Annotated in this window: 15 protein-coding genes; 7 read left to right on the top strand and 8 right to left on the bottom strand. The window is 73.3% G+C overall.

Annotation, left to right across the window (positions count from 1 at the left end):
- Positions 1-56 precede the first annotated feature (56 nt).
- The 6 genes from ACHZ99_RS14845 to ACHZ99_RS14820 all read right to left on the bottom strand — a co-directional run bounded on the left by ACHZ99_RS14845 (position 57) and on the right by ACHZ99_RS14820 (position 7804).
- Positions 57-2432, bottom strand: coding sequence for a family 43 glycosylhydrolase (locus ACHZ99_RS14845; protein ID WP_420305025.1), 2376 nt, complete (start codon positions 2430-2432; stop codon positions 57-59).
- Complete coding sequence (locus tag ACHZ99_RS14840; RefSeq protein ID WP_420305024.1) at positions 2429-3898, bottom strand: sulfatase-like hydrolase/transferase; 1470 nt, start codon at positions 3896-3898, stop codon at positions 2429-2431. Before ACHZ99_RS14840 ends, ACHZ99_RS14845 begins: the two co-directional genes overlap by 4 nt.
- Complete coding sequence (locus tag ACHZ99_RS14835; protein ID WP_420305023.1) at positions 3895-4881, bottom strand: aliphatic sulfonate ABC transporter substrate-binding protein; 987 nt, start codon at positions 4879-4881, stop codon at positions 3895-3897. The genes ACHZ99_RS14840 and ACHZ99_RS14835 overlap by 4 nt, the downstream gene beginning before the upstream one ends.
- Before the next feature lie 70 nt (positions 4882-4951).
- On the bottom strand, positions 4952-5767 hold the full coding sequence (locus ACHZ99_RS14830; RefSeq protein WP_420305022.1) for an ABC transporter ATP-binding protein: 816 nt from the start codon (positions 5765-5767) through the stop codon (positions 4952-4954).
- On the bottom strand, positions 5764-6576 hold the full coding sequence (locus ACHZ99_RS14825; protein WP_420305021.1) for an ABC transporter permease: 813 nt from the start codon (positions 6574-6576) through the stop codon (positions 5764-5766). The genes ACHZ99_RS14830 and ACHZ99_RS14825 overlap by 4 nt, the downstream gene beginning before the upstream one ends.
- Positions 6577-6592: 16 nt before the next feature.
- Entirely contained in the window at positions 6593-7804 is a 1212-nt protein-coding gene (locus ACHZ99_RS14820) for an ROK family protein (protein ID WP_420305020.1), read from the bottom strand.
- A 259-nt stretch (positions 7805-8063) separates the two neighbouring features.
- Between ACHZ99_RS14820 and ACHZ99_RS14815 the strand changes: the two genes are divergently transcribed.
- From ACHZ99_RS14815 to ACHZ99_RS14795, 5 genes are all read left to right on the top strand, one after another.
- Positions 8064-9434, top strand: coding sequence for a family 43 glycosylhydrolase (locus tag ACHZ99_RS14815; RefSeq protein ID WP_420305019.1), 1371 nt, complete (start codon positions 8064-8066; stop codon positions 9432-9434).
- Between the two features lie 89 nt (positions 9435-9523).
- The gene (locus tag ACHZ99_RS14810; protein WP_420305209.1) at positions 9524-10609 is read left to right on the top strand and encodes a magnesium and cobalt transport protein CorA; all 1086 of its coding nucleotides are present in this window, start codon (positions 9524-9526) and stop codon (positions 10607-10609) included.
- A gap of 358 nt (positions 10610-10967) precedes the next feature.
- Positions 10968-13199 (top strand): catalase/peroxidase HPI, encoded by a 2232-nt coding sequence (gene katG, locus ACHZ99_RS14805; RefSeq protein WP_420305018.1) that lies wholly within the window; start codon positions 10968-10970, stop codon positions 13197-13199.
- A 79-nt stretch (positions 13200-13278) separates the two neighbouring features.
- Positions 13279-13644, top strand: a complete 366-nt coding sequence (locus ACHZ99_RS14800) for an Mth938-like domain-containing protein (RefSeq protein ID WP_420305017.1) — start codon at positions 13279-13281, stop codon at positions 13642-13644.
- 120 nt (positions 13645-13764) lie between these two features.
- Positions 13765-14988 (top strand): MFS transporter, encoded by a 1224-nt coding sequence (locus ACHZ99_RS14795; RefSeq protein ID WP_420305016.1) that lies wholly within the window; start codon positions 13765-13767, stop codon positions 14986-14988.
- A 16-nt stretch (positions 14989-15004) separates the two neighbouring features.
- On the opposite strand, the gene ACHZ99_RS14790 is transcribed toward ACHZ99_RS14795, so the two are convergent.
- Entirely contained in the window at positions 15005-15490 is a 486-nt protein-coding gene (locus ACHZ99_RS14790; protein ID WP_420305015.1) for a hypothetical protein, read from the bottom strand.
- Between the two features lie 317 nt (positions 15491-15807).
- On the opposite strand from ACHZ99_RS14790, the gene ACHZ99_RS14785 reads away from it, so the two are divergent.
- The gene (locus tag ACHZ99_RS14785) at positions 15808-17397 is read left to right on the top strand and encodes a peptidoglycan-binding protein (RefSeq protein ID WP_420305014.1); all 1590 of its coding nucleotides are present in this window, start codon (positions 15808-15810) and stop codon (positions 17395-17397) included.
- Positions 17398-17443: 46 nt separating this feature from the next.
- Here ACHZ99_RS14785 and ACHZ99_RS14780 read toward each other — a convergent pair whose 3' ends face one another.
- On the bottom strand, positions 17444-18706 hold the full coding sequence (locus tag ACHZ99_RS14780) for an MFS transporter (protein ID WP_420305013.1): 1263 nt from the start codon (positions 18704-18706) through the stop codon (positions 17444-17446).
- A gap of 63 nt (positions 18707-18769) precedes the next feature.
- Between ACHZ99_RS14780 and ACHZ99_RS14775 the strand changes: the two genes are divergently transcribed.
- Positions 18770-19777 (top strand): DUF5937 family protein, encoded by a 1008-nt coding sequence (locus ACHZ99_RS14775; RefSeq protein ID WP_420305012.1) that lies wholly within the window; start codon positions 18770-18772, stop codon positions 19775-19777.
- The last annotated feature ends 17 nt before the right edge of the window (positions 19778-19794 follow it).

The following is a 19794-nucleotide window of genomic DNA, read 5'->3' as shown; positions in this document are numbered from 1 at the left end:
CAACGGTGGGCGTGATCGAGACCGCCGTCAAGATGCCGGGGGCGGCCGCCCCGCCGTCAGCGGGTCCGGTGGGTGCGTACGTAGTCGAACTTCGCGACCGCTCCTTCCCTGTTCATCGACACGAGCCCGATCCGGAGCCGTTCGTCGCCGGGCAGCGTCCATACGCCGCTGTGGACCCAGGTGCGGCCGTCCCGGCTGGTGGCGGCGCGCACCTCGTGCTCGCCGCGCTCGCCGGTGCCGGCGTCGTGGTGGTAGGACAGCCGCAGCCACATCCGGTCCGCCGTGGGGCCGCCGAACATGGGCGCGTTGGCGACGGGCGTCGGCGGCGAGGTGGTGGGGCGGGCGCCCTCCTTCGCGAACTCGCTGACGTCGAGCACCGTCCCGCCGCCGCGGTTCAGCGGCAGCACGGAGTGGGTCATCTTGACGTACTTGTCGTCGTCGGCGTAGAGGAGCAGCCCGGCCTGCTGGTTGGGCTCGGCCGGGTCGAAGTCGAGCTTGGCCGTCACGGTGTAGTCGCCCTCGGGCGCGTCGCGCAGCAGCACGGAGGCGGTGTTGTTCCGCAGGTACAGCTCCGCGTTCTGGGTGGGCCAGACGAGGTCGCCGTCCTCGGTGCGCACCCCGGGCGCCGGGCCGCGCAGCCACCGCCACGGCGAGCCGGGCTCGGTGCCGGGCACGGCGCCGGCCGTGAACTCGTCGCTGTGACCGGGCAGCAGCCGCCCGGTCGCCGGCTCGAGTACGCGCTCGGTGACCGGTTCGTACAGGCGCGCCGCGCCGACGTTGTCGGCCGCCGCGCCGTCGCCGCGGGCGGCGGTGCCGACCGCGCCGGGCCGGGTGGCGGCCCCGGGCAGGCGCCGCTCCTGGACGGCGACGGCGTCGCGCAGCCGGTCGCCGCTGACCTCGACGGTCATGCGGCCGCGGCGCACCTCGGCGGTGACGTTGTGCCAGGAGTCCCAGTCGTACGACGCGGGCAGCGGCGTCACCCGCTCGCCGCGGCTGCGGCCCCGTACGACGACGTCGGTGACCAGCGCGCCGCGGGCGCGGTCGAGCCAGGCGATTGTGTGGTTGCGCGGGTCGCGGTAGGCGACGGTCAGGCCCGCCGCCCCGCCCGCAGACGCGACCCGCAGGTCGGCCTCGGCGCGCAGGTCGCGCGGCGCGGCCTCGCCGGTGACGAGGAACGCCGGGTCGGTGGCGCCCCGATGCGTCGCGTACGGGCCGGAGTCGGCGTCGTCCGCGAGCGACCAGCCGCCGGTGCCGGCGCCCTCGGCGCGCCAGCCGTCGAGGGAGCCGCCGGCGAAGGTGCCGCCGGCGTCCCAGTCGGTGACGGGGGCGCGCTGCGGTCCTTCGGAGGCGCCGGCGCCGGCGCGGACGACGGGCCAGCCGTCGATCCAGTCGAGCCGGTCCATGAGCATGGGGCGCCGGGTGAGCTGGCGGTCGAGGCCCGGGAAGCGGTCGAGGTCGGGGTTGTCGGCGGGGATGCCGTGGTACATCAGCCAGTCCTGGCCGGCGAGGTCGGTGGCCAGCCCGTTGTGGCCGGGGCCGATCCAGCGGTTGCCGTTGGCACCGACGACGACGGCGCCCTTGCTGGTCGGCGCCATGAGGTCGACGCCCTCGTCGTCGCGGAAGGGGCCGGTGGGGCTGGTGGAGCGGCCGGCCTTGACCTGGTAGCCGCTGTACGCGCCGTCGCAGCAGCCGGCGTCGGAGTAGAAGAGGTAGTAGAAGCCGTCGCGGCGGACGACGAACGCGCCCTCCATGCGGCGGCCCTGGGCGACCTGCGTGACCTCGCCGGTGATGCGGGTCCGCTCGGCGTTCATCTCGGCGACGCAGAGGATGTCGTAGCTGCCCCAGTACAGGTACGTCCTGCCGTCCCGGTCGGTGAACTGCGCCTGGTCGATGCCGCCGGTGGGGCAGCCGCTCGGGGTGGGCAGCACGGGGCCGGTGTCCGTCCACGGGCCGGTCGGGGTGGGCGCGGTGGCGGCGCCGACGGTGTTACGGCCGGGGACGGAGTAGGAGAGGGTGTAGTGGCCGTCGTTGTAGCGGATGTCGGGGGCCCACAGCCGGGAGCCGCGGTGCCACGCGGGCTGGGTGCCGGGGGTGAAGACCTCGCCCGCGTACTCCCAGTCGACGAGGTCGGCGGAGCGCAGGATGGGCAGCATCCGCTCGTGCTGCTCGCCGTCGCTCTGGAAGACGGGGTTCATGGTGCCGTAGGCGTACCAGTAGCCGTCCTTGCCGCGGATCGTCACGGGGTCGGGGAAGGTGTCGACGACGCCGTCGGTGACCGGGTTGGTGTACGTCCCCGGGGCTTCGTCCGCCGCTGCCCGCTCGGCCGGCGCCGGTTCCGGCGCCGGATCCGCGGCCGTCGCCGACGTCAGCGGCAGCAGTCCCGCGAGGAGGGCGCACAGCAGCAGCCCGGTCCGTGTCCACGTCCGTCTCATGCGGTGGTTCCTTCCGGTTCGAATGAGCTGAGCGTCGGGTCGTGGTCGAGGTCGCCGACGTCGTACATCGGCGTCATCCAGTGGTAGAAGTTGTCACCGCGCTCGCGCAGCAGCTCGTAGAGCCGGCGCAGCATCCGGCGGCGTACGGGCAGCATCTCGGGGTGCGTGTAGCGGTTGGTCAGCTCGTGCGGGTCGGCGGTCAGGTCGTACAGCTCGTTGACCGACTCGGGGTTGACGACGAGCTTGTAGCGGTCGTCGCGGATCATGCGCTGCGGGTACGGGAAGTGGTGGCCGTGGAACTCGGCGAGCAGTTCGGCGCGCCACTCGGGGCGCTCGCCGCGGACCAGCGGCAGCAGGCTGCGGCTGTCGACGGCGGGCGCGGTGTCGCAGCCGGCCAGCTCCAGGATGGTGGCGGTGCAGTCGGTGAGGGTCACGAACTCGTCGCGCACCTGCGGCGGGGCGCCGGGGACGCGGACGATGCCGGGGATGCGGTAGATGTCCTCGTACATGGCCGGGCCCTTGTCGTGGAGGCGGTGGGCGCCGGTGAACTCGCCGTGGTCGGCGGTGAAGAGCACCGCGGTCTCGTCGGTCAGGCCGAGTTCGTCGAGGCGGGCGAGGATGCGGCCGATCTGCTCGTCGATGAGGGTGACGTAGCCCCAGTAGACGGCGATGAGCTTGCGGGTGACCTCGATGGGGATGGTGTCGAAGGTCCAGTGGGCGCTGTAGTTGCGCTGGACGGCCGGCTTGCCCTCGAAGGTCTCGGCGATCGACGGGGGCAGCTCGACCAGGTCCGGGTCGTACATGTCGTAGTACTCGTCGGGCAGCAGGTAGGGCAGGTGCGGGCCGAAGAAGTGGGTGGCGAGGAAGAAGGGGCGGCCGGTGGCGGCGTACGTCTCCAGCTGCTCGATGGCGCGGGTGGCGAGGTAGTGCTCGAAGGTGGCCTCGGCCGGCTGGTGGAGGCGGGCGGCCAGCAGGTTGCCGGGGTTGCCGTTGGGGGTGGTGCCGCGGATGGGCGCGGAGATGCGGTACGGGGGCAGCCCCCGCTCGTCGAGGTACGCGAGGTAGTCGGGGTGGTCGACGGGGTTGTGCCAGCCGGGCAGGTCGGGGCCGTCGAAGCCGTAGGAGGCGGCGTTGCGGTGGGTGCCGCCGTGCCACTTGCCGACCAGCCCGAGCCGGTAGTCGCGCTCGGCGAGCGCGCCGGGGAAGGTGTACGCGTCGTGCCGCAGGTCCTCCAGATAGCCGACGTTGCGCTCGTAGTTGGCGAGCAGCCGGTGCCGGAACGGCGCCTGGCCGGTCAGCAGGCTGGCCCGGGCCGGGGTGCAGATGGCGGTGGGGGTGTAGCACCGGTCGAAGCGGGTGCCGGTGGCGGCCAGCCGGTCGAGGTGGGGGGTGGCGACGTGCGGGTTGCCGTAGCAGCCCAGGGTGTCGACCCGGTGCTGGTCGGTCATCAGGAAGAGCAGGTTCACTTGGTGGACGCCTTCGTGTAGAGATCGCCGAGGTAGTACTCCGCCGGGTCGGGGGCCTCCTGGAGCTGTCCGGTGCCGACGAAGAACTCGGCGAGTTCGTCGAGCCAGGCGCCGACGGTGCCGTCCTTCGTCTTGGCGACGAGGTCCTCGGTGGCCAGGACCTCCTGGTTGGCGGCGTCGGCCCGGACCTTCTCCTCGTCGAGCTTGAGCATCGCGGCGGTCTGGGCGACCGTCTCCTCGGGGTGCTCGAAGCGCCAGTCGTTGGCCTGCTGGAGCACCCGGACGACCTTGGTGGACAGCTCGGGGTCGACGCCGGTGCCGGCGACGAAGGCGGTGGGGAAGTAGCTGTCCTTCATGTCCCGGGTGCTGGCGACCTCTTCGAGGTCGGGGACCTTGGCCTTGATCTCGTCGATCATCGGGTACCAGAGGCCGGCGCCGTCGATCTGCCCGGAGGAGAACGCGGAGACGATGGTCGCGGGGTCCATCGGCACCTTCTCGACGTCGTCGATGGACATGCCCTCCTCCTGGAGGGCGAGGCCCAGCGCCATGTCGCCGGAGGTGCCCTCGGGGACGCCGACCTTCTTGCCCTTCAGGTCGGCGAGCGAGGTGATGCCGGGCTGGGCGATGACGCGGTCGGCGTAGCCGAGGGTGTTGATCGCGACGACGTCGGCCTTGCCGGAGGCGGGCAGCCACATGGCGCCGGGGCCGATGTAGCCGAAGTCGAGGTCGCCGGCGCCGAGGGCCTGGATCTGGATGGGTCCGTTGTTGAAGACGGAGACGTCCGCGTCGATGCCGGCCTTCTTCCACAGGCCCTGCTTCTCGGCGATGGCGAGCAGGCTGGCGCCGTTGTAGTCGTTGATGTAGCCGAAGCGGACGCTGGAGCCGTCCGACCCGCCGCCGCCGTCGTCGGAGCAGGCGGCAACCGGGAGTGAGATCAGCGCTACCGTGAGTGAGAGAGCGAGGGTACGACGGGTCGCACGCATGGCCAAGTGGTCCTTTCGGGCGTCTGAAGTCTGCGGGGCGTAGGAGCGTTCGGGGATACGGGCGTACGGGTCAGGCGGCGGCCGGCGCGGCGCCCTGGTGGTAGACGGAGTGCCAGACCTCGTTGCGTATCCGGCCGAACTCGGGCGACAGCCGGATCTCCTCGGTACGGGGGTAGGGCAGCCGGACGTCGACGATCCGGTGGATGCGCCCGGGGCGGGCGGCCATCACCACCACCCGGCTGGCCAGGTAGACCGCCTCGTCGACGTCGTGGGTGATGAACATGACGGTGCGCTTGTCCCGGCTCCAGGTGTCGAGAAGCTGGTCCTGGAGCTGCACCCGGGTCAGCGCGTCCAGCGCCCCGAACGGCTCGTCCATCAGCAGCACCTGCGGGTTGACCGCGTACGCGCGGGCGATGGCGCAGCGCTGCTTCATGCCGCCGGACAGCGTCTTGGGCAGCGCGTCGGCGAAGTCCGCGAGGCCGACCAGCTCGATGGCGTGGCCGGACCGCTTCCTGCGTTCGTCCGGCGCCAGGCCGGCGAGCTTCAGCCCGAACTCGACGTTCTGCCGGACGGTCAGCCAGGGGAAGAGGGCGTACTGCTGGAAGATCACCCCGCGTTCGGGGCCGGGGCCGGTGACGGGGGCGCCGTCGACGAGGACCTCGCCCGCCGTGGGCTCGGCCAGCCCGGCGGCCATGTTGAGCAGGGTGCTCTTGCCGCAGCCGGAGGGGCCGACGACGGTGACGAACTCGCGGTCGGCGATGTCCAGGGACACCCCGTCGAGGGCGGTGAAGTCGGTGCCCTTCATCGGGAAGGTCTTCACGACCTCCCGGAAGGAGATCTTCTCGGTGCGTCCGGTCCGCTCGGTGTTCTCGCTCTTCTCGGTCATCGGCGCTCCTGCCAGCCGGTGAGACGCCGTTCGGCGAGCAGCAGCAGCCGGTCCATGACCAGGCCGAGCACGCCGATGGTGATGAGTCCCACGAAGATCGTGTCGAGTTCGTAGTAGGTCTGGGCGTGCTGCATGCGGAAGCCCAGGCCCTCCTGGGCGGCGATCAGCTCCGCGGCCACCAGGGTGGCCCAGGCGGCGCCGAGGCCGATGCGCATGCCGACGAGGATGAACGGGGTCGACGCCGGGATGACGACCTTGAGGAAGATGACGCGGTCGGAGGCGCCGAGGACCCGGGCGGCGTTGATGAGGGTGCGGTCGACGTCGACGACGCCCTGGAAGGCGGCGACGACGCAGGACAGGAACGCCGCCAGGAAGATGACGAAGACCTTCGGCGTCTCGCCGATGCCCATCAGCACGATCGCCAGCGGGATGAGCGCCAGCGGCGGGATGGTGCGGAAGAACTGGATGTACGGCTCCAGCAGCCCGCGCGCCGTGGGGTACCAGCCCATGAGGAAGCCGACGGGGATCGCCAGCGCCACGCCGAGCGCGAAGCCGGTGAAGACGCGGCGCAGGCTGGCGACCAGGTCGTCGGCGAGGGTGCCGTCGGCGATCAGGTCGCCGGCCTTCCCGGCCACCGCAAGCGGCCCGGGCAGGCTCTCGACGTTCAGCGCGGCCAGCACCGCCCAGACGGCCACGCCGACCACGAGGGCGATGAGGTTGAGTACGAGGGAGGGGATCCCGCGGCGCCGCTCGGCGCGGCGGGTGCGCGGCCGGGCGGCCCGCTTCTCCGGTGTCGTGATCACGGCCATACGCACCTCGTTCGTTTCACGCGTCGCACGATTCGTCCTCGGGATCGGCTTCTGCGGGGTAGTGGGAGAGCAACGGGGATTCGTGCAGCACCAGCGCGATGGCGCCGAGGGCGCCGCCGGTGGCGCCGAGGGTGGCGTTGCGCAGCACCACGCGGTCGCGGGAGGCGGGCATGATGTGCGCGGCGAGCGCCTTCTCGACGGGTTCGGTGAGCGCCTCGCCGGTGCGGGCGAGTTCGCCGCCGATGACGATCACGCCGGGGCCGATCGCGTTGCAGACGGCGGCGAGCACGGTGCCGATGTGGGCGCCGGCCACGGCGAGGACCGCCCGGGCCGCGGCGTCGCCGGCGGCGAGCGCCTCGTGGAAGGCGGCGAGGTCGTCGGCGCGGCCGCCGGCGGTGCGGTAGGCGTCGAGTACGGCGCCGACGGAGGCCACGGTCTCCAGACAGCCGGCGCCGCCGCACTCGCAGGGGGCGCCGGACGGCACGGCGGTGACGTGGCCGAGTTCGCCGGAGAGCCCGAAGGCGCCCCGGTGCAGCGAGCCGCCGACGATCAGGCCGCCGCCGACGCCGTGCGAGACGCGGAGGTAGAGCACGTCGGCGTCGTCGGCCGCGGCGCCCCAGGTGGCCTCGGCGAGGGCGGCGAGGCGGGTGTTGTTGTCCAGCAGTACGGGCACGCCGAAGCTCTTGCGCAGCAGTTCGGACAGCACGTCGAGGCGCCGGCCGCCCGCGGTCCGGTCCCCGGGCGCGCCGATGGGGCCGACGACGCCGACGCCGATGGCGCCCAGCGCGCCGAGGCGCAGCGCGCCGCCGGTGAGGGTGCCGACGAGCCGTTCCGCGACGCGTACGCGCTCCTCCCAGGACAGGTCGGGGGCGTGCTGCTCGCTGGCGGAACCGACGATCTCGTGGGCGACGTTGACGGCGGCGACGTGCACGGCGCGGCGGGCGAAGTCGATGCCGAGGGCGTGCCCGGCGTCGGGGTTGAGGGACAGCTTCTCCACGGGCCGGCCGCGCCGCCGCTCCTCCGCCAGCGGGACGGCGGCGACGACGGCGCCGTTGGCGATCAGGTCGCCGACGATGTCGTAGAGCGTGGTGCGGGACAGCCCGCAGCGGGTCCCGAGTTCGCCGCGGCTGAGCGGTCCGTGCTTGCGCAGCAGGGACAGCACGAGCTCTTCGTGCTCGCGGCGGAGGCGGGTCAGGGGGCCGGCGGAGGGGTGCATGGCCGACAGCATGGAGACGCCCCCGGTTTTTCGTCAACAGGTCGGAAAAAAGAAGGGCGAAGCCGCGGGACTCCCCGGCCCGGGATTCCGTCGCGCCTGACGCCCTCGGGCTCGTGCGTGACCTGCGGCGACGGGCCCGGGCCGCGGGTCCGGGGGCCGGCGGGGCCCGACCGGATTATTTTTCCGACCTGTTGACGAAAATCTCGGGGGGTTCGCATGCTGGGGCGCCAGGCTGCCGCCGGTGCGCGGCACGACGTGGGAGGACGAGAACATGACGCACTCAGCGAACGGTTCGTCGATCGGCCGGCGGTCACTGCTGGCCGGCGCCGGGTCCGTCGGGGCCGCGGCGGCGCTGGCGCCCGTGCCGGCGTCCGCGGCGGCTCCGGACGCGGCGGCGGCTCCGGCGGCTCCGGCAACCGGGGAGGCCGCGGCCCGGGGCAGGGGGAACTGGCCCGACCCGGAGCCGTACGGGCTCGCCGACACCCGCGCCGACCTGTGGCCGCGCGAGGACAACTCCTTCGTGCTGGACCTCCAGTTGCGTCCGCGCGACGAGGAACTCGGCCGGGTCTGGATGCGCGACACGTACGTCAACTGCTTCGACGTCGGCGGCCGCCCGCTCTACGTCGCCACCGGCACCAGCCGCGTACCCGGACTGGAGACCGCGGGCCCGTGGAACGACGGGATCTTCGTGTGGACGGCCCGCTCGCTGCGCGGCCCGTGGCGGCTGGCCGACACCACCGGCATCCGGCCGGACGCCGAGAGGGGCAAGGTGTGGTCCCCGGAGTTCGCCGGCGAGAACCGGCCGGGGCGTACCGTCGTGGCGCCGTGGCAGGAGTACTGGCACGACGACATGTTCGGCAAGCGGGCCAACGTCTGGGCGCCGGAGGTGCACCACTTCCGCGGCACCTGGTACATCGTCGCCTGCATGGGGGACCACTCGCGCAAGGTCGGCTCGTTCATGCTCGTGAGCGACGGCGGGGTCGAGGGTCCGTACCGGCTGATCGAGGGCAACCGCGACAAGCCCTTCGGCGACTCCTTCACCGGCGGCCCGTCCTTCATCGAGCCCGGCGCCTACCACCACATCGACGGGAGTCTGTACACCGAGGGCGGCGACGCCTGGCTGGTCCTGCACAACGACCTGTACGCCAGGTTCCGCGACGACATGGAGGACATCGTCCCGGCCACCGGCCTGCCCCGCTTCACCCAGCAGCGCTACTCCCCCGAGCCCTACCTCGAAGGCGCCTACGTCTTCACCCACCGCGGCAGGTACTACCTGCTGCACGCCGCCTGGAACCGCGCCAGCCTCGACCCCTACGGCAGCACCCGCCACGCCTACGAAGGGCGCGGCGAGGGCCGCGTCCAGTACCAGTACGACACCGTGATGGCCGTCGCCGACCGCTTCGAAGGCCCCTACTCCCGCCGCTGGACCGCCGGCGTCGGCACCGGCCACAACAACGTCTTCACCGACGCCGGCGGCGACCTGTGGGCCACCTTCTTCCGCAACCCCAACTTCGGCTACTGGGCCGACCCCGACCGCCTCGACCTTGCCGCCGTCCCCGGCGTCGTCCGCCTGGAACACACCACCGGCCCCGACCCCCGCATCTATGTCCAGCGCCGCCGGGGACGCCCCGCCGGGGACTGACCCGCGGGTGATCGGCGCCGGCGCGGCCCGGCGCGCGGCGGACCGGTGGCAGACTGTCCACCGGTCCGCCGAAGGAGTCCGCCGTGTCGATGATCAAAAGCCTCCGCCACGCGGTGCGCAGGACACCCCGGCGCACCGTGGACCTCAGCCACCCCGCCCGCTCGCCGCTCGGCAGCGCCGTGGTCAACTGCGTGTCGTACCTCGACGGCGCGCGGCTCCAGCAGGGCAACTGCCCGGCCGCCGAGGCGCTGCGGCAGGTGCGCAGGCGCGGTGACGGCTTCGTGTGGATCGGGCTGCACGAGCCGCGCCAGGAGGAGTTCGCCGGCCTCGCGGACCTCTTCGGCCTGCACCCGCTGGCCGTCGAGGACGCCGTCCACGCGCACCAGCGGCCGAAGGTGGAGCGGTACGACGACACGCTGTTCGCGGTCTTCAAGACCGTCCGCTACGTCGAGCACGCGGAGCTGACGGCGACCAGCGAGGTGGTGGACACCGGCGAGCTGATGGTCTTCACCGGCCCCGACTTCGTGATCACCGTACGGCACGGGCCGCACGGCTCGCTCGGCCCGCTGCGCGAGGCGCTGGAGGCGGCGCCGGAGCGGCTGGAGCAGGGGCCGGCGGCCGTGCTGCACGCGATCGCGGACCACGTCGTCGACGACTACCTCGCCGTGACCGACGCGGTGCAGCGGGACATCGACGACGTGGAGTCCGCCGTCTTCAGCGAGGCCGCCCGGGGCGGCGACGCCGGCCGGATCTACCAGCTCAAGCGCGAGCTGCTGGAGCTGCGCCGGGCCGTCGCCCCGCTGGACCGGCCGCTCCAGCGGCTCGCGACCAGCCCGCTGCCGCACGTCGCGCCGGGGATACGGGCGTACTTCCGGGACGTCGCCGACCACCTCCAGCGGGCCACCGACCAGATCACGTCGTACGACTCGCTGCTGGACTCCATCCTCCAGGCGCACCTGGCGCAGGTGACCGTGGCGCAGAACGAGGACATGCGGAAGATCACGGCGTGGGCGGCGATCATCGCGATCCCGACCATGGTGTGCGGGGTGTACGGGATGAACTTCGAGCACATGCCGGAGCTGCGCTGGACGTACGGCTACCCGGCGGTCCTCGGGGTCATCGCGGTGGCCTGCTTCGTCGTCCACCGCGGCTTCCGCCGCAACGGGTGGCTCTGATCCCCGGCGGCGAACCACTCCCCGTACAGGTGTCCGAATCCGGCCCTCCCCTGATAGTCCGATCCGATACGGACTTGGCGTCCTTCTTGACTTAGAATCTGTCCACCGTAGGATCGGAGTCGGCGAAAGCCACAGGAAACAGGAAGACCTCGTACGGCAGGAGACGAACACTCCGACATGCGCGTACGCCGCCGTTTCGAACCGCACGGCTGCCCGGAGCCCGGTTCGAGGGTCGCGTCCGGGCGGAAACCGGCCATACCACGCCGGTCGCCCACGCCTGCCCCGGCACTTCCCCACTTCCTCCGCCCCGCGGCCCGGCGAGCACCGCACCCTCAACGCATGGTCCGGAAGGATTTTCATGGCCGACAAGCCTGACGCACACGTCACCGACAGCAACCCGGACGGGGCCGCCGGCTGCCCCGTCGCGCACGGCCGCGCGCCGCACCCCACCCAGGGCGGCGGTAACCGTCAGTGGTGGCCCGAGCGCCTGAACGTGAAGATCCTGGCCAAGAACCCGGCCGTGTCCAACCCCCTCGACGAGGACTTCGACTACGCCGAGGCGTTCAAGGCCCTGGACCTCGCCGCGGTCAAGCGAGACATCGCCGAGACGCTGACGACCTCGCAGGACTGGTGGCCGGCCGACTTCGGCCACTACGGCCCGCTGATCATCCGCATGGCCTGGCACAGCGCCGGCACGTACCGCATCCACGACGGCCGCGGCGGCGCGGGCTCCGGCCAGCAGCGCTTCGCGCCGCTGAACAGCTGGCCGGACAACGGCAACCTCGACAAGGCCCGCCGGCTGCTGTGGCCGGTGAAGCAGAAGTACGGCCAGAGCCTGTCCTGGGCCGACCTGCTGATCCTCTCCGGCAACGTGGCGCTGGAGTCCATGGGCTTCAAGACCTTCGGCTTCGCCGGCGGCCGCGCCGACGTGTGGGAGGCCGAGGAGGACGTCTACTGGGGCCCCGAGACCGAGTGGCTCGGCGACAACCGCTACAGCGGCGACCGCGAGCTGGAGAACCCGCTCGGCGCCGTCCAGATGGGCCTCATCTACGTCAACCCCGAGGGCCCCAACGGCAACCCCGACCCGGTCGCCGCGGCCCGCGACATCCGCGAGACCTTCCGCCGCATGGCGATGAACGACGAGGAGACCGTCGCCCTGATCGCCGGCGGCCACACCTTCGGCAAGACCCACGGCAACGGCCCCGCCGACGCCGTCGGCCCCGCCCCCGAGGGCGCCCCGATGGAGGCCATGGGCCTGGGCTGGGCCAACAGCCACGGCACCGGCAAGGGCGCCGACTCCATCACCAGCGGCCTTGAGGTCACCTGGACCGACACCCCCACCGCCTGGGACAACAGCTTCTTCGAGATCCTCTTCGGCTACGAGTGGGAGCTGTTCCAGTCCCCCGCGGGCGCCCACCAGTGGCGGCCGAAGGACGGCGCCGGCGCGGGCACCGTGCCCGACGCCCACGACCCGGCGAAGCGGCAGGAGCCGCGGATGCTGACGACGGACCTGTCGCTGCGCTTCGACCCGGCGTACGAGCAGATCTCCCGGCGCTTCAAGGACAACCCCGAGGAGTTCGCGGACGCGTTCGCCCGCGCCTGGTTCAAGCTGACCCACCGCGACATGGGCCCGAAGGTGCGCTACCTCGGCCCGGAGGTCCCGGCCGAGACCCTGATCTGGCAGGACCCGGTGCCGGCGGTCGACCACGAGCTGGTCGGCGCGGCGGACGTCGCGGCGTTGAAGACCAGCCTGCTGGAGTCCGGCCTGTCGGTCTCCGACCTGGTCGCGACGGCGTGGGCGTCGGCCTCGACGTACCGCGGCAGCGACATGCGCGGCGGCGCCAACGGCGCGCGCATCCGGCTCCAGCCGCAGAGCGGCTGGGAGGTCAACGACCCCGACCGGCTCGCGGGCGTGCTCCGCACGCTGGAAGGCGTCCAGGAGGCGTTCAACTCGGCGCAGTCCGGGGGCAAGCGGATCTCGCTGGCCGACCTGATCGTCCTCGGCGGCGTCGCGGGCGTGGAGAAGGCCGCCGCGGACGGCGGCGTCGCGGTCGAGGTCCCGTTCACCCCGGGCCGTACGGACGCCACCCAGGAGCAGACGGACGTGGAGTCGTTCGCCGCGCTGGAGCCGGCCGCGGACGGGTTCCGCAACTACCTGGGCAAGGAGACGCCGCTGCCGGCCGAGTACCTGCTGCTCGACCGCGCGAACCTGCTCACCCTGAGCGCCCCGGAGATGACGGTCCTCGTCGGCGGCCTGCGCGTCCTGGGCGCCAACCACGCGCGGTCCCCGCACGGCGCCCTCACCGCGGCCCCGGGCACGCTGACGAACGACTTCTTCGTCAACCTGCTCGACATGGGCGTCACCTGGTCGTCCGCCAACGGCGACGGCCAGCTCTTCGACGGCCGCGACTCGGCCACCGGCGAGGTCAAGTGGACCGGCACCCGCGCGGACCTGGTCTTCGGCTCGAACTCCGAGCTGCGCGCGCTGGCGGAGGTGTACGCGAGCGACGACGCCAAGGAGAAGTTCGTGCACGACTTCGTCGCGGCGTGGGACAAGGTCATGAACCTGGACCGGTTCGAGCTGAGCTGACGCCCGTCCGAACCGTGTGACCCGGAGCCGCCGGGCCGTCCCCCACCGGGGCCGGCCCGGCGGCTCTACGATGTGCGCCATGGAGCGCTCACCGAGGATCACGCACCTGTCGTGGGGCCGGATGGAGGTCGAGGGGATCGGCGAGGGCAAGGACTTCAAGCTGTACCCGGGCGGCGGCCGCGCGTGGGACTGGAACGAGTACGGAACGCGCCACGACCCCGGTATCCGCCCGGAGGACACCCGCGAGCTGCTGGACCACGGCGCCACGGTGGTCGTCCTCAGCGAGGGCATGGACCGCCGGCTGAAGACGATGCCCGAGACGCTGGCGCTTCTCGCGGAGAAGGGCGTGGAGGTGCGGGTGGCGCCGACGCCGGAGGCCGTGGAGCTGTACAACTCCCTGGCGGCGGCGGGCCCGGTGGGCGGGCTGTTCCACTCCACCTGCTGAGCCGGCGCTTCCCATCTCGTTCCGCGATAGATGACATGACAAACATGCGTTGGACTCATTGATCGGGTCGAACCAGACTCGAAGGACCTGCCCACACCTGAGTCCTTCGGGAGTTCCGCCATGTCTGCCCGCATACCGGAGAGTTCGCCCTCGGCGCTGAAGGGCTGGCTGGGCGTCGCCGCCATCACGGCCAGCCTCTTCGTCTTCCTCACCACCGAGCTGATGCCCGTGGGCCTGCTGACTCCGCTGAGCGAGAGCCTGGACATCTCCGTCGGCGCCGCCGGCCTCATGGTCACCGCCCAGGGCGTCGCGGCCGGGCTCGGCGTGCCGTTCCTCGTGGCGTGGACCAGGCGCGTCGACCGCCGCGCCCTGCTGACCACGCTGCTCGCGGTGCTCGCCGTGGGCAACCTCGTCACCGCCCTCTCGCCGAACTACCCCCTGATCCTCGGCACCCGGCTCTGCATGGGCTTCGCCAGCGGCGTCTTCTGGGCCATCGGCGTGAGCATGGCCATGCGGATCGTGCCGGAACGGCACGCGAACCGGGCCGCCGCGGTGGTGATGTCCGGCATCTCGATCGCCACGGTCGCCGGCATCCCCCTCGGCACCGTCATCGAGGCGCAGACGGGCTGGCGGACCACCTTCGGCATCTGGGCCGGCCTGAGCGTGCTGGTCTTCGCCGCGGTCGCGGCCCTCGTCCCGTCGATGCCGTCGCGGAACGCCGTGTCCGTCCGGGAGGTCTTCAGCCTGCCGGTCCGGAACGGGCGGCTGCGCACCGTGCTGTTCATCGTCGTCTTCTTCGTGCTCGGGCACTTCGGCGCCTACACGTTCGTACGCCCCTACCTGGAGGACACCGCGGACGCCTCGTCCGCCTTCGTCACCACCGTCCTGATCATCTTCGGAGTCGGGGGTGCGGTCGGGAACTTCGTCGCCGGCCACACGGTGGGCAGGAGCGTGCGCGGCACCTTCGTCACCGGCCTCGCGGGGCTCCTGGCGGGCCTGCTGCTGCTGCGCACCGTCGGGAGCGGGGAGGCCGGGGCCGTCGTCGCGCTGGTCCTGTGGGGGCTGTCGTTCGGGGCCGTGCAGCTGTCCCAGATCAACATGACGCTCGCCGCCGCACCCGAGACCTTCGAGGCCGCGATGTCGCTCAACACCATGGCGTACAACACCTGCATCGCGCTCGGAGCGCTGTTCGGCGGCCTGTTCGTCGACCACGTCGGGGTCACGAGCGTCATCTGGTTCGGCGTGGTCCTGGCGTCTGCCTCGCTGCTGCTGCGGCTCGGTACGGGCCGGAGGCCGGCCCCGGACCGCGCGCCCGCGGACGACCTCGCGCCCACCCCCGGCTGAGCACCCGGCCGTCGCGCTACGCGGCGACCGTCACCGAGGTCCTGGCGAGCGCCGGCGTGCGGCGGATCCGGCGGGTGCGGCGGGGGCCGCGCCCGCGGCGGCCGTCGGCGAAGACCACCGCGCGGAGGACCGCGAAGCGGCCGACGCCCGCCAGGGCCGAGGCGGAGAGGTAGACCGCCTGCTCGGTCACGACCGAGGGGTCCGCCCGCACCGCGTGCAGGATGAGGAGGGCGGCGGTGGTGAAGGCGTAGCAGACGGCGACCGTCAGCGCGGACTGGAGGTGCACGCGCCAGCCGCCGCGCCCGCTGCGGAACGACACCCGGCCGTGCAGCTCGGTGGCCAGCAGCGTCGAGACCACGGTGATCAGGGCGTTGGCGGCCATCATCGGCATGGCCCCGTCGAGGAGCACGAGCGCGCCGCTGGAGGCGAGCCCGACACCGCCGCCGCAGACCACGAACCGGGCGAACGCCGCGACGGCCGGGCGGCTGGGAAGCTGGAACACGGGGGTCCTCCGGGGTCGTTGTGCACCGCGGTCGCGGCGGCACCCACGAAGCTACGGATCACCGGGCCCCGGCACGATCCGGGATCCCCCCGGCCTTGGTAGGGGTTACCCCCCCTTCGCCCCTGAGGGCTGGGCTCACCCCGGAGTACCGGTCGCCCCCGTCGCACCGCGCGGGACCCGTTCCGACAAGTGCCGGACATCTGCGCGGTCTTGAGTTGTCAACGCGCGTAGGTGAAGCTGAGTGGTGCACCAGGGCGTGGGTCAATTGTCATGCCCTTGTCACCTTTCACCCCTCACCCCGATCCGCCAGGAGCCCCATGTCCCCCCGCACCGCAGCAACCCGCAGGCACCTCGCCACCGCATCCCTCGTCGCCGCGACCGTCTCCGCGCTCACCCTGACGTCGATGCCCGCCGGCGCGGCCCCCGCGCCCGCACCACCCGCGGCCGGCCAGGCCCAGCACGCCTCCCTGGGCCGCGCCTTCGCCGACGCCGCCGCCCGCCACGACGTCCCCCGCGACCTCCTCGTCGCCCTCGGCTGGAGCGAGACGCACCTCGACGGCCACGACGGCGCACCCAGCCAGGCCAACGGCTTCGGCGTCATGCACCTCGTCGACAACCCGGAGCACCGCACCCTGCGCGAGGCCGCCGGACTCACCGGCCGCCCGCTCGCCCGGCTGCGCACCGACTCCGCGGCCAACATCGACGGCGCCGCCGCCGTCCTGCGCTCCTACGCCGACGACCTCCGGCTGACCACCGCCGAGCGCCGCGACCCGGGAGCCTGGTACCGGGCCGTCGCCCGCTACAGCGGCGCCGGAAAGCACGCCGCCGCCCTCTACGCGGACACCGTCTACGACTTCCTCGCCAAGGGCCTGCTCGCCCGCCCGGGCGGCGGCGAGGAGATCGTCGTCGTCGGCCGGCCCGTCAGCCCCGACAAGGGCGGCTACGCCGGCCTGCGCGCGAGCGGCACCACGTTCGGCGCGCAGAGCCCGGACTACGGGCCGGCCCGGTGGGTGCCCGCCTCGTCGAGCAACTACACGACCGGGCGCTCCGCCGCCGTCGACAAGGTCGTCGTGCACGTCACGCAGGGCTCGTACGCCGGCGCGATCAGCTGGTTCCAGAACCCGTCCTCGGACGTCAGCGCGCACTACGTCATCCGCTCGTCGGACGGCGAGGTCACGCAGATGGTCCGCAACCACGACACCGCCTGGCACGCCCGCTCCGCCAACTCCTCGTCCCTCGGCATCGAGCACGAGGGCTGGGTGGACGAGCCCAGCTGGTTCACCGACACGATGTACCGCTCCTCGGCGGCGCTGACCCGGCACCTGTGCGACACCTACGGCATCCCCAAGGACCGGACGCACGTCCGGGGCCACAACGAGCTTCCGGACAACGACCACACCGACCCCGGCCAGCACTGGAACTGGACGTACTACATGGAGCTGGTCCGCGGCGGCTCGGACAGCGGGGACGGCATCAGCTTCACCTCCTACCCGACGGTGAAGAGGGGCGCCTCCGGCGCCCACGTCAAGGCCGTGCAGACGCTGCTGAAGGCGCAGTCCTTCGACCCGGGCGCGGTGGACGGGCAGTTCGGTCCGGCGACCGAGGCCGCGGTGACGGCCTTCCAGACGTCGCGGAAGCTGGCCGCCGACGGAGTGGTGGGCCCGAGGACGTGGACCGCGCTGCTGTCGGCCGGCGAGGTCGTCACGGTGCGCAGGGGCAGCACGGGCGAGGCGGTCAAGCGGCTGCAACGCGCGCTGACCGCCGCGCTCGGCAGGACCGTGGACGTGGACGGGCAGTTCGGCCCGGCCACCGAGAGCGCGGTCGTCTCCTACCAGAGCAGCCGCGACCTGGCGGCGGACGGCATCGCCGGACCGGCCACCTGGGGCGCGCTCCAGGCCGGGCGCTGACGCAGGGGCCCTCCGCGAGACCGCGGGGGGCAGCACCCGTCGCGCGTCACCCCGCGTCGGTCAGGTTCGCCGCCGACCGCAGCGGGGAGAGCGCGATCGGGACCCAGACCAGGGCCAGGGACAGGGCCGCCGCCGTCAGCACCCCGCGGATGCCGACGGCGGCGGCCAGGCCCGCCGCGGCGCCGCCGAGGGCCACCGCCGCGGTGAAGAGGACGCGCATCGTGCCGTTGACCCGGGCCATCAGGTGCGGCGGCGTGACCTGCTGGCGGAAGGTCGTCATCACGACCGAGTCGAAGCCGACCTTGTACATCACCAGCGCCCAGCCCGCCGCCGCGGCCCAGCCCGGGACCGGGGCGCCGAGGAAGGGGAAGGTCAGGGACAGCGGGGCGACCGCGGCGCCCATCAGGAGGACCGCGCGGCCCGCGTGGTGGCGCCGGGTGACGGGGACCGCGGTCAGGGCGCCCGCCAGGCCGCCGATGCCGCCGGCGCCGAGGAAGAGGCCGAGTTCGGCTTCGGTCCAGTCCAGGGTCGTGAGGGTGAGGACCGGGAGCAGCGTGGTCGTCGCCGCGATGCCGATGTTGACCAGGGAGCCGGCCAGCAGCACGGCCCGCAGCACCGGTTGCCGCCAGACGAACGCGGCGCCCTCGGCGATCTCGGGCAGCAGCCGGCGCCGCGGGCCGCCCGTGTCCGGCGGCCGCGCGGGGGTCCGCTCCCCGCCGCCGATGCGGGAGAGCCACAGCGCCGACCAGGCGTAGCCCGCGGCCGTGGCGGCGAGGACGGCCGGGGCGGAGAGGGCTCCGGCCGCCCAGCCGGCCAGGGGCGGGCCGCAGACCAGGGCGGTCTGGGTGACGGTGGCCAGCCGGCCGTTGACCCCGGCGAGCCGGTCCGGCGGGACGAGGTCCTTGACGTAGCTCTGGGTGCCGAGGTCGAAGAAGACGGTGGCGACGCCGACGACGAGCACCACCGCCCACAGGTGCGGCATCGTCAGTCGGCCGCTCCAGTGCGCCGCCGGCACGGTGGCCAGGGCCACGGCCCGTACGACGTCCGCGCGGATCATCACCGGGCGCCGGCGGACGCGGTCCAGCCAGGCGCCGACCGGCAGGCCGAGGAGGACGAACGGCAGGGTCAGGGTGGTCTTGAGCGCGGACGTCCCGGCGGTGCCCGCGTGCAGCACCGTCACCGCCGTCAGCGGGATCGCCACCTGCCCGAACTGGGCGCCCCACAGGGCCACTCCGGATGCCGTCAGATACCGGCGCCGGTCGCCCCGGCCGCCGTCCGCCACCGCCGTCACCACGTCTTCGCCCGTCACGGCGGACAGCTTCCGCGGGCGGCCCCGCGGGCCACAACAGATTCACGCTAGGGTGAATCGACCGTGTCCCGTACGACGATCGCCCTCACCCTCGGCGCGGCCGACCTGAGCCTGCTGCGCTGGGCGATCTCCCCTGCCTGGGAGCTGCTGGCGAGCATCCGCGCGCTCCACGCGCCGGCCGCGCGCGGCATCCACCTGCCCTGGCTCACCGCCCACCGGGACGACCCGCTGCTGCGGGCGGCGGAGCCGGGGACGCGCCGCACCCGGGCGCTGACCGCCGGCCCCCGCGACCACCTGCCCGGCTTCCTCGCCCCCACCCCCGCCTCGCCGCTGGCGACCGTCGACGACGAGCTGGAGCTGGTCGCGGGCACCCCGGCGGACGTGGTGCGGCGGGATCTGCGCGGGGTGTTCCCGGACGGCGTGCCGGCGGCGCTGGCGCCGATGCTGCGGGCGCCGCGGCGCGAGCTGGCGGCGGTCGTACGGGACCTGCGGGCCTACTGGGAGCGGACACTCGCGCCACAGTGGCCCCGCGTCCGCGGGCTGCTGGAGTCCGACATCCACCACCGGGCCCGTACGCTCACGGAGCGCGGGCCGGCGGCGATGTTCCGCGGCATCCACCGCGACCTGACCTGGCACGCGCACGCCGGCTCCGGCACCCTCACGGTCGCGGACCGGGCGGCCGCCTCCGGCCCGCGCCGGCGGGTCCTCGACGGCCGCGGGCTCGTGCTCGTCCCGTCCGCCTTCGCCTGGCCGCGCGTCTGGCTCAAGACCAGCGAGCCCTGGACGCCCGTCGTGCGCTACCCGGTCCGCGGCATCGGCGCGCTGTGGGGCGCGGACGCCGGCGCCCGCCCGGACCTCGCCGCCGCGCTCGGCGCGACCCGGGCGCGGCTGCTGCTGCTCCTCGACACCCCGGCCACCACCGACGAGCTGGCCCGGCGCACCGGGCTGGCGGCGGGCGGGATCTCGGCCCAGCTGCACAAACTCGCGGCCGCGGGGCTGGTGCGCGGCCACCGCACCGGGCGCAGCGTGCTGTACGCGCGGACCGCCCGGGCCGAGGCGCTGCTGGCCTGACCCGCGGCGGCCGGGGC

The organism is Streptomyces sp. MAR4 CNX-425 (genome assembly GCF_048656465.1).
Classification (GTDB): Bacteria; Actinomycetota; Actinomycetes; order Streptomycetales; family Streptomycetaceae; genus Streptomyces.
This window is presented reverse-complemented; position numbering and strand designations above follow the sequence as displayed.